The sequence below is a fragment of the Cytophagia bacterium CHB2 genome (genome assembly GCA_030263535.1).
Taxonomy (GTDB): Bacteria; Zhuqueibacterota; Zhuqueibacteria; order Zhuqueibacterales; family Zhuqueibacteraceae; genus Coneutiohabitans.
The window spans coordinates 1-8,554 of the sequence record SZPB01000284.1 but is presented as its reverse complement, the minus strand read 5'-3'; the positions used below and the strand labels follow the sequence as shown (position 1 = coordinate 8,554).

Sequence of the window (8,554 nt, the reverse complement as noted above, 5' to 3'; positions counted from 1 at the left end):
TCGTCCCGGCGACGAGCGAGCCAACGTCAAGCTGCAAGACGCGCTTGCCGAGCAGCGGCAGGAAAATCGTTTCACGCTGGGCAATTATTTTTGGTCGCCGGATGGCAACGCGATCTTATTGCCGTCAAAAAACGATCTTCATCTTTATGATATTGCCTCCGGCGCGACGAAGCGCCTCACGAACGACGAGGCGGAGGAACGTGACCCACAATTCTCGCCGGACAGCCGCAGAATCGCTTTTCTCAAGAATCATAACTTGCATGTGCTGGACCTCGCCAGCGGCACAACGCGGCAGCTTACCACCGAGGGCCAGGAACATATTCTGATCGGCAAATTCGACTGGGTGTATGAAGAAGAGTTTAGCATTCGCACGGGCTTCTATTGGTCGCCGGACAGCCGGCACATTGCTTATTTTCAGCTCGACGAGCGCGAGGTGTCGGTGTTTCCGCTTGTCGATTTTATTCCGGTGCATAATGTTTATGAACCGATGCGCTATCCGAAGGCGGGTGACAAGAATTCGATCGTGAAGATCGGCGTGATCGGGGTGGAAGGCACGAACGGCGGCACGCGCTGGGTTGATCTCGGGCCGGAAACCGATATTTACGTGCCGCGCATCAAATGGCTGCCAAACAGCGCTGAGTTGGCGGTGTTGCGCTTAAATCGCGACCAAAATCACCTCGAATTCTTGCTTGCAGATGCCGCCACCGGCGCCACGCGGCTTTTGTTTGAGGAGAAAGAGTCCAACGGTTGGATTGATATCAATGACGATTGGCGTTTCATCGCGAACGGCCAGCAATTGCTGTGGCTTTCTCTGCGCGACGGCTGGCCGCATCTTTTTCTTTATGACATGAACGGCAGAGTCGTACGCCAGGTGACGCAAGGCCAATGGGGCGTCACGGAAGTCGAGGGGGTGGACGAAAAGAACAAGCTCATTTATTTTACGGCGACGGAAAAAAGCCATCTGGAGTCCCACCTCTACAAAATCAAATGGGACGGCGCCGGCATGAAGAGGTTGACGGCGCGCGACGGCCATCATGCGATCAACATGTCGGACAACACAAAATTTTACTTTGACAATTTTTCCAATGTCAGCACGCCGACGCAGGCGGTTTTGCATAAAAATGACGGCAGCATCGTCGAAGTGATCGAACCGAACAATATTCCGGCGCTGCAGGAGTATCAATTTTCTGCGGTAGAATTCAGTACGATGACGACTTCAGATAATGTGGTTTTGCATTATTCGATGATCAAACCGCCGAATTTTGATCCCAATAAAAAATATCCGGTGTTGATGTATGTTTATGGCGGGCCAGGCTCGCAAACCGTGGTCAATCGCTGGGGCAGTTCACGCGGACATTGGCATCAACTCCTGGCGCAAAAGGGTTATATTGTGGTGTCGGTGGACAATCGCGGCACTGGCGGCCGGGGCAAGCAATTCATGATGCAGACCTACAAAAATCTCGGCGAGCTTGAGACTACGGACCAGATCAACGCGGCCAAGTGGCTGGCGCAACAGCCTTATGTCGATGCCGGTCGCATCGGCATTTGGGGCTGGAGTTACGGCGGTTATATGTCGGCGTTTTGTTTGCTGAAAGGCAATGAAGTTTTTAAAGCAGCAGTGAGCGTCGCGCCGGTAACCGATTGGCGCAATTACGACACGATTTATACCGAACGCTTCATGTTGACGCCCGCGAAGAATCCCGAAGGCTATGAGCGCACCGCGCCGGTGAAATATGCCAAGAATCTCAAGGGCAAGCTGCTACTCGTGCACGGCGCGAATGATGACAACGTACACATGTCCAACGCGCTGCAGCTTGCCATGGCGTTGCAGGACGCGCGCAAACCGTTCGATTTCATGATCTATCCGCGCAAGCAACACGGCATCAGCGGCCGTGATACGCAAGTACACCTGTTCAACATGATTACGGATTTTTTGCTCGAGAATTTGTAAGCAAGAGGTGTGGAAACGAGGATTGGCGAAGATAAGTGGAAAGTTTCAGCCCTGAATTTTGCCGCTAATCCTCGTTTCCATTTTTCGGGTGAGCGATCTTCGCGGTATAAGATTTTTCCAGCCTCTTCAAAAAATCTTCATCAATCGTAACTCCCGCCTGCACCAGCGCCAGCAACGCTGCGCCGATCACCGGCGGGAAACGCGCCTCAACAATTTGCACTCGCGTTTTTTCGGTGCCGAGCGCCTGCCAAAATGAAGACAATAACATCTCGCGCCGGCGAAAAAGCCCGCCGAGCAAAACCAACGGGATACTCTGTTGCTGCTCGAATTTTTGCAGCGCAGCCTGAACATGCCGGCCGAGCGCAAATCCGGTTTCATTGAGCAGGCGTTGCGCCACGGCATCGCCGTTTGCGGCAGCCTCAAATACCAGGGGCGCCAGCTTTGCCATGCGCCCGCGATCGAAGTCCGGTTGGTAAATTTTACTGATGCTCAATTCGATGCTTTCGACTTGAAAGTGTTGTTCGAAAAATTTTCGCAGCGCCGTTTTTTCCCCGCGCCCATCCCAATCTTGCAGCGCCGCGTTGATGGCATTGCGCGCCAATGCGAAACCGCTGCCTTCATCGCCAATGAGGTAACCCCAACCGCCGATGCGCACGAGTTTGCCGGAATCGGTGCGCGCGAAGGCAAACGAGCCGGTGCCGGCGTTCACGATGATGCCCGGCCCGCCTGCGAAAGCGCCGGTGAGCGCACTCACGGCATCGCTATCAACGCTAATATGTTTTGCGAGATGAACCGCGGTTAATGCCGAGCCTACAATTTCGCGATCAGCAGGGCGGCCAACGCCAGTGGAGCAGACGCCGGCAAAATCAGCCGGCCCAGTTGCAACGTTGGCATCGTGTTGTAATGCCGCCAGCAATTGCGAAATCGGTTGCGCGATCGCGCCGCGCACTTGCGCGTAAATTACCGGGGCGGCCTGGCGACTCGCCAGGATTTCACCGTCGCCGCGGATGAGGCAGCCGCTCAACGCTGTGCCGCCGCCGTCAATACCGAGAATATGGATTTCAGGGGAAAGTGAGTTCATGGCAAAAAGAATTAAGAAAATGTTGGTAAGTAAATTGGCCGTTAATCGTGTGAGCGCAGGTTTTCTGAGAAGATCGCCTGGCTTTGCTTTGGATAAGATTTGAAAGGCAATGAGGCGTTTGCCGCAAGACGGGCTTGCAGCTTGCGATAAAGAAAGATGATGACTGCGAGTTTGAGCGCGCTGCTCGGCAGGAAAACAATGCAGCCCATCCAAGCTGCCTTGTCAAAGCTTAACGCGGATCCCAGAATGAAATTCGTACTCAGCCACAGATAGATCACACCCAGCGTAAAAATCATGGCAACGCCGGCGGCATTAGCCAATATCAATCGTGACAGCGGGCGCTCCGGCAGCGAGAAACCGCGAAAGAATCTGCCGTGCAGTATCACGCCTGCAACGAAGCTGGCGAGCGGAAACCCGAGCAAATAGCCGAAGGTTGGTTGCAATACATACGCCGGGCCGCCGCCATTCGCAAAGATCGGCAGGCCCGCGAGGCCAAGTCCGAGATAAAGCAATTGACTTAATGCGCCGAAAAACGGCCCTAAAATATTGCCGGACAGCAGAACGAAAAAATCCTGCAAGCTCAACGGCACCAGCGGCAGGGGAATGCGAATAAATGCGCCGATAACGGTAAGCGCCGTAAACAGGCTCGTCAGCGTCAGGAGACGCAGTTTTTCACGCGTGGGTACGGCGGCCGCTTTCGATTGCATCCGCGCCTCAACTTGGGAGAATTCTTCGAATAGTAAATTTTTGTTGGCGAATATACAAAGCCGGAGTTGCAAAGTCAAAGGTTGCAACTTGGTTGCGTGCGGGTTATCTTTGCTTTTCACGCGCGCCTTGACACGTAAACCGCCTCTGCGGAAACGCCGCGCACGATGGCCAAATGTTATAATTCAATAACGAAAAGGAAGAACGATGACGATACGACACACGCGGTTGAAATGGTTCTTGTCGCTTTTTTTTGTTTTGTTGGGATGGAGTTTCACGGCAGCGCAGACGGCAAATGAGGTGAGCGTCACCATTGAGATCTTTGCCGACTCAACCAATCACCTCGTCGCAACGTTGCGCGTGCCTGCCGGCGCGAATGCCCGCGAGGTGATGGATAAACATTTCAAAATGGATTACGCCGATTTCACGCATCGTTTCGTGTCCGGCATTGCCGGTTTTAAGGCAGCGGCGAAAGATCGAAAATTCTGGAAGCTGGAGATCGATGGGGAGGCGTCAAAAGTCGGGATTGCGGAGGTGAAAATCACCAAGCCGATGCGCTTGCGCTGGGTGATGGCTTCGTTTTAATTCTCCGTGTAGGAGATTCTCTTGAGCAATTGTTCGCGCGAGATTTTTTGCGCGTTGAAATCCTCGGCATCCTGTTTTTTTATGCGATAAATCAGTTGATTCGGTTGATGGGGAGGCGCATCGAGTAAGTCCGTCACCAGCACGATCCATTCTTGTGGCTGCAGGCGCGGCAGCGCCGGGCTTTGCTGCGTGATAATGTCGATCGACTTGTTTTTGAGCTGGCCATACTCGCTTTGCCAATTTTGCTGGCGTTCATTAACCACGATTTGCATACGCTGGGCATGTTGCTCTGCGCGGCGTTTCAACTCCGCCATGATTTGCGCGGCGGTTTTGAATTCCTCAAAATCCACCGCCTTTTCCGGCCTCTCCGCTTCGTCTTCGAGCCAAAAGTTTTCCATGAAGCTGCGGCCCAATTGGGCATTCGTGAAAAACACGGCGCCATAATTTTCAAGATAAATGCCGCGCGCCTCGCCCGCGCGATTTGAGACGGCGCGCCCGATCGCTGCGGCAATGCGGCTCAAATCATGATCATCGGCATTCATTTTCTTGCTTTGCATGCGCGCCTGAAATTGTGCCCGATCCAGTTTGCCGGTGTGCAACGCGGCAAGATCAGGCTGGCGCACCAGCGCAAGCATTTCTTCCTCGCCGCTTTCAACACGGCGCGTCGTTTCGCCGCCGAAATCAAAGAGCGCCGATACCTCCGGACGGGAATCGCGATAAATCGCAATTCGCTCGTTTTCGTTCAGATAATCGAGTGTGCCGGTCCAGTGCGCAAAGAACTCGAGAATCGCTTCGTCGCGGCTAGTCTTTTCCGGAAGCATGTTCGTCGCTGCGCCGGAACCCGAGGCAAAATACTCCTGGCGTACGCGCGCAGAATTTCCTCTAGTTTCGCGTCCAAATTCGAAAAAGGAGATATTCTGAGCCGAAGGCACTTTGAACAACACGCCGAAACCCGGAAGATAAGTTGCCCGCGTCGCCGGCGCACTCCAGCGCCATCCAGGCGCCGATTGCACCTCGAGCAACCGGTCGAGAACCAATTCCATAATATCCAAATTGCGCTGCAACCGGGCTTGTTCAGCGCTTCCGGCTTGCGCATGTGCTGCGTTTGCCGCAGCCAGTATTGCCCAACATGAAAATAAAGTTGTGAGTAGAAAATCTTTTTTCATACAACATCTCGTATTCGGAACGCCTGCGGTTCGAGCAACCTACCTCTAAGGCCGCGGGGAAGAGTTGCCTACGCGCAGCATGAGTTGATCGATTATGCGATCGGTTTGCTGCAGGCGATTCACCGTGTTTTGCTCGACTTTTTCCAAGCCCTGGCCAAGCAGGAGAATATCCTGCTGGCGCTGACGGTTGAATTCCGTTGCAAAATTCACCAGCGTGCGGTCGAACTCGGCTTGTTGCTTTTGATAATGCGCTTGCACAAGTTGCGCGACCATCTCACGATTTTCCAGCCGCAGTTGTTCGGCCAGTTGATTTTTGTATTGCTCGGAGACCTCGACGACCGGGCGCGGCATGAGGCTGGTGCGATAGCTGAATTGGCCGCCGCCGGCGCTGATTTCGAGGTTGAGAATCGCGCTTGTCACCAGCGCGGAAACCACCGCCGCACTCAGGCCGAACGCCAGCCTGCCCCAGCGCGGGGCAGGCTCGGGGAAAAGCAAATTCTTAAGCGACTGCGTCCAGCTCGGGCGCGCCTCGACGAAAACCAGTGAACGCGAGGGCGCTGCTTGCGGCAACGCTTGCAGCGTTAAACTCGTGCGGCTCAATGTTTCGTATTCACGCCGGCACTCCTCACACGCGGCGAAATGCGTGCGCAGCAGTTTTTCCGTCTCACTTTCGATTTCGTCGTACAGCAAATCCATCATTGCGAGTTTCGTATCATCACATTTCATATTGCAACACCTCGTCATCCAGTTGCCAACGGGTTAATATTTTTTTCAATGCCGAAAGCCCGTAATAGAGGCGTGACTTGACAGTGTTCACCGGCGCGCCCAGCGCTTCGGCAATCTCGGTGAATTTCAAACCTTGATATTCCTTCATAATCACGACAATGCGTTGTTCTTCCGGTATTTCTTGCAGCGCTTTTTCAATAATCTCGCGCAGTTGATTCCGGCTCACGATCTTATCAGGGTGCTGGCTGGCGTCAGGGAACAGGGTGAGTGCCGGGTTCTTGTTCAATTCCAGCGAGCCGAGTTCCTGTATGTTTTCCAGCGACACCACCGGTCGCCGCCGGCGCTGCTTGATCCAGTCCCGGCAGAGATTGGCCGCAATCTGATGAATCCATGTCGAAAAACTCGAGGGGTTGTTCAAGCGATGCAGATTGCGATAAACCCGCACGAACACTTGCTGGCTCAAATCATGCGCCTCATCGCGATTGCCGACGTAGCGCAGCACGAAATTGTAAATCGTTTTCTCCCAACGCCACACCAATGTGTTGAAGGCGTTGGCGTCCCCTTTCACAAATTTGTCAATCAAATCAACATCTGTCATAGAAGCCGCCATGTTGCTGCGTGAGGCGCTCCCGCCCGGAGGGCGTATTGCGCCGTTGTTAGGTCCGACGTTTAGGACGAATTTGGCCCGAAAAAAGTTTTAGGCTTGCGTTCGCCGTCTGAATAAAATGTCTCGAAAACCCGACAGCATGGCCGTTGCCAGCTTGCCGATCTCGCCGGGCTGGTTGAGGGCCGTGCGCATCAACTCGCGAACGGCGCCGAAGGCCACGCCAAATGGAATCGTGAGCCAGTGATACCAGCGCGCGTAGCGTTTGTAGAAACGAAAATTGCCCAGGATTTTGTGATAGGCTTTGTAGCTGGCGCTCGAGCTTGCGCTGATTTTGTGCCAGATTTTGGCCTCCGGTTGAAACAGGCATAAATAACCGGCCTGGCGCGCGCGCTGGCACCAATCGGCGTCCTCGGCATACATGTGATAGGATTCATCCAGCGGGCCGATTTGCTGCAGGCAGGCGCGGCGCACGAGCAAGGCGCAGCCGGTGAGGTAATCCATCGGCTGCGGGGTTGCCAGTGAAGCGTGATCAAGCTCGCGCAAGCCGAGATGATAGATGCGGCCGCTCCACCAGTTGATTTTGCCGCCGGCAAACCAAATGAGTTGAGGCTGTTGATGATAATAAATTTTGGGCGCCACCAGGCCAACGTGTTTGCGAAATAACGCCGCCAGCACGAGGTGATCGAGAAAGTCCGGGGCAACTTCCGTGTCATTGTTGAGCAACAGCACGAATTCCGCCCCGGCAGCCAGCGCGATTTCGAGGCCTTGATTGTTGGCGCGCGCAAAACGTTCGTTTTTGGCGTTGACCACCAGGCGCGTTTCCGGAAATTGTTTGCGGATGGCCTCGACGCTGCCGTCGCTGGAAGCGTTGTCAATCACCAAAACTTTGTAGGGGCGATAATGAATGTTGCGCAGCGAAGCCAGGCAGGCGAGCGTGTCGGCTTTGCCGTTCCAATTGACGATGAGAATCCAAACCAGCGGCTTGGACGCTTCGTCCTGTGCGGGAGGCTGCAACGCGCTCATAACAGCGGGAAATAGTGATTGCGACGCAATGGGAAACACCTTATTTTTGCAGAAACCATTTTAGTTCTTGTCAATGCTATCGGATAAAAATGGCCAGGGACATTTCTTCATACGTGGAAGGCTGGCGGCAAAAAATACTGCGCGAGCGGCGCGCCAACGGAGAACGCCGTCAACAAGCCTTAGCTGATGCTCAGAAAATTGCCCGTTTTCTGGCGGAAAATCATGGCGTCAAGCAGGTCTTGGGCATTGGTTCGGCGTTTCAGGAAAACCGTTTTGGCCCGCATTCCGATATCGACCTGGTGGCGGAGGGCCTGCCCCAAGCCGGTTACTTTGCCCTGTTGGCTGAAATCAGCCTATTGACAAAATTCAAAGTCGATCTCATTCCTTTTGAATCTGCAACCGCATTGCTCAAGCCGCGCGTTGCGGAGGAAGGCGTACAATTATGGGCATAAAACCCAAAGAAGCGATGCTGCGGCTGGCCGCTGAGATGCGTGATGAATTGCAGAAATTGGATTGGCTTTATGCCGAATGGCAGGGCTTAGATGTCGAAGCCGGTGCGCATTCGCTGCTGATGCGCGGCAAAGCTTCGGTGTTTCACGATTTTTATTGCGGCGCCGAGCGCATCTTTATGACTAACGGCAGGCTCATTCCTGCTTTCTTCCAAATCCCAGCTCTGCCTTGATAAAGTACGACGGCGCCTGCGTGTTCGT

At 54.0% G+C, this 8,554-nt stretch carries 10 protein-coding genes; 4 read left to right on the top strand and 6 right to left on the bottom strand.

Features of this window, described 5'->3' with window-relative positions; translation table 11 throughout:
* Window positions 1-1,951 (top strand): S9 family peptidase (locus FBQ85_22025; protein MDL1877819.1); only part of this gene is annotated, 1,951 nt, incomplete at its 5' end.
* 64 nt (window positions 1,952-2,015) lie between these two features.
* On the opposite strand, the gene FBQ85_22020 is transcribed toward FBQ85_22025, so the two are convergent.
* The gene (locus FBQ85_22020) at window positions 2,016-3,032 is read right to left on the bottom strand and encodes a hypothetical protein (GenBank protein MDL1877818.1); all 1,017 of its coding nucleotides are present in this window, start codon (window positions 3,030-3,032) and stop codon (window positions 2,016-2,018) included.
* Between the two features lie 41 nt (window positions 3,033-3,073).
* On the bottom strand, window positions 3,074-3,739 hold the full coding sequence (locus FBQ85_22015; protein ID MDL1877817.1) for a biotin transporter BioY: 666 nt from the start codon (window positions 3,737-3,739) through the stop codon (window positions 3,074-3,076).
* A 205-nt stretch (window positions 3,740-3,944) separates the two neighbouring features.
* Between FBQ85_22015 and FBQ85_22010 the strand changes: the two genes are divergently transcribed.
* Complete coding sequence (locus FBQ85_22010; GenBank protein MDL1877816.1) at window positions 3,945-4,322, top strand: DUF4430 domain-containing protein; 378 nt, start codon at window positions 3,945-3,947, stop codon at window positions 4,320-4,322.
* Here the strand turns inward: FBQ85_22010 and FBQ85_22005 are convergent.
* The 4 genes from FBQ85_22005 to FBQ85_21990 form a co-directional block, all read right to left on the bottom strand.
* Complete coding sequence (locus FBQ85_22005) at window positions 4,319-5,488, bottom strand: hypothetical protein (protein MDL1877815.1); 1,170 nt, start codon at window positions 5,486-5,488, stop codon at window positions 4,319-4,321. The genes FBQ85_22010 and FBQ85_22005 overlap by 4 nt on opposite strands.
* 45 nt (window positions 5,489-5,533) lie before the next feature.
* Complete coding sequence (locus FBQ85_22000; GenBank protein MDL1877814.1) at window positions 5,534-6,214, bottom strand: hypothetical protein; 681 nt, start codon at window positions 6,212-6,214, stop codon at window positions 5,534-5,536.
* Entirely contained in the window at window positions 6,204-6,824 is a 621-nt protein-coding gene (locus tag FBQ85_21995) for a sigma-70 family RNA polymerase sigma factor (GenBank protein MDL1877813.1), read from the bottom strand. The genes FBQ85_22000 and FBQ85_21995 overlap by 11 nt, the downstream gene beginning before the upstream one ends.
* 87 nt (window positions 6,825-6,911) lie before the next feature.
* Window positions 6,912-7,844, bottom strand: a complete 933-nt coding sequence (locus FBQ85_21990; GenBank protein ID MDL1877812.1) for a glycosyltransferase family 2 protein — start codon at window positions 7,842-7,844, stop codon at window positions 6,912-6,914.
* Between the two features lie 89 nt (window positions 7,845-7,933).
* Here FBQ85_21990 and FBQ85_21985 point away from each other — a divergent pair, with 89 nt between their 5' ends.
* Window positions 7,934-8,296, top strand: coding sequence for a hypothetical protein (locus FBQ85_21985; protein MDL1877811.1), 363 nt, complete (start codon window positions 7,934-7,936; stop codon window positions 8,294-8,296).
* Window positions 8,287-8,526 carry a hypothetical protein gene (locus FBQ85_21980; protein MDL1877810.1) on the top strand — a complete coding sequence of 80 codons (240 nt, stop codon included), beginning with the start codon at window positions 8,287-8,289 and terminating at the stop codon, window positions 8,524-8,526. Before FBQ85_21985 ends, FBQ85_21980 begins: the two co-directional genes overlap by 10 nt.
* Window positions 8,527-8,554 lie beyond the last annotated feature (28 nt).

Coding starts and splice junctions, on each gene's coding strand:
- FBQ85_22020 (MDL1877818.1), bottom strand. CDS start 3,032: ATGAACTCACTTTCCCCTGAAATCCATATTCTCGGTATTGACGGCGGC.
- FBQ85_22015 (MDL1877817.1), bottom strand. CDS start 3,739: ATGCAATCGAAAGCGGCCGCCGTACCCACGCGTGAAAAACTGCGTCTC.
- FBQ85_22010 (MDL1877816.1), top strand. CDS start 3,945: ATGACGATACGACACACGCGGTTGAAATGGTTCTTGTCGCTTTTTTTT.
- FBQ85_22005 (MDL1877815.1), bottom strand. CDS start 5,488: ATGAAAAAAGATTTTCTACTCACAACTTTATTTTCATGTTGGGCAATA.
- FBQ85_22000 (MDL1877814.1), bottom strand. CDS start 6,214: ATGAAATGTGATGATACGAAACTCGCAATGATGGATTTGCTGTACGAC.
- FBQ85_21995 (MDL1877813.1), bottom strand. CDS start 6,824: ATGGCGGCTTCTATGACAGATGTTGATTTGATTGACAAATTTGTGAAA.
- FBQ85_21990 (MDL1877812.1), bottom strand. CDS start 7,844: ATGAGCGCGTTGCAGCCTCCCGCACAGGACGAAGCGTCCAAGCCGCTG.
- FBQ85_21985 (MDL1877811.1), top strand. CDS start 7,934: ATGGCCAGGGACATTTCTTCATACGTGGAAGGCTGGCGGCAAAAAATA.
- FBQ85_21980 (MDL1877810.1), top strand. CDS start 8,287: ATGGGCATAAAACCCAAAGAAGCGATGCTGCGGCTGGCCGCTGAGATG.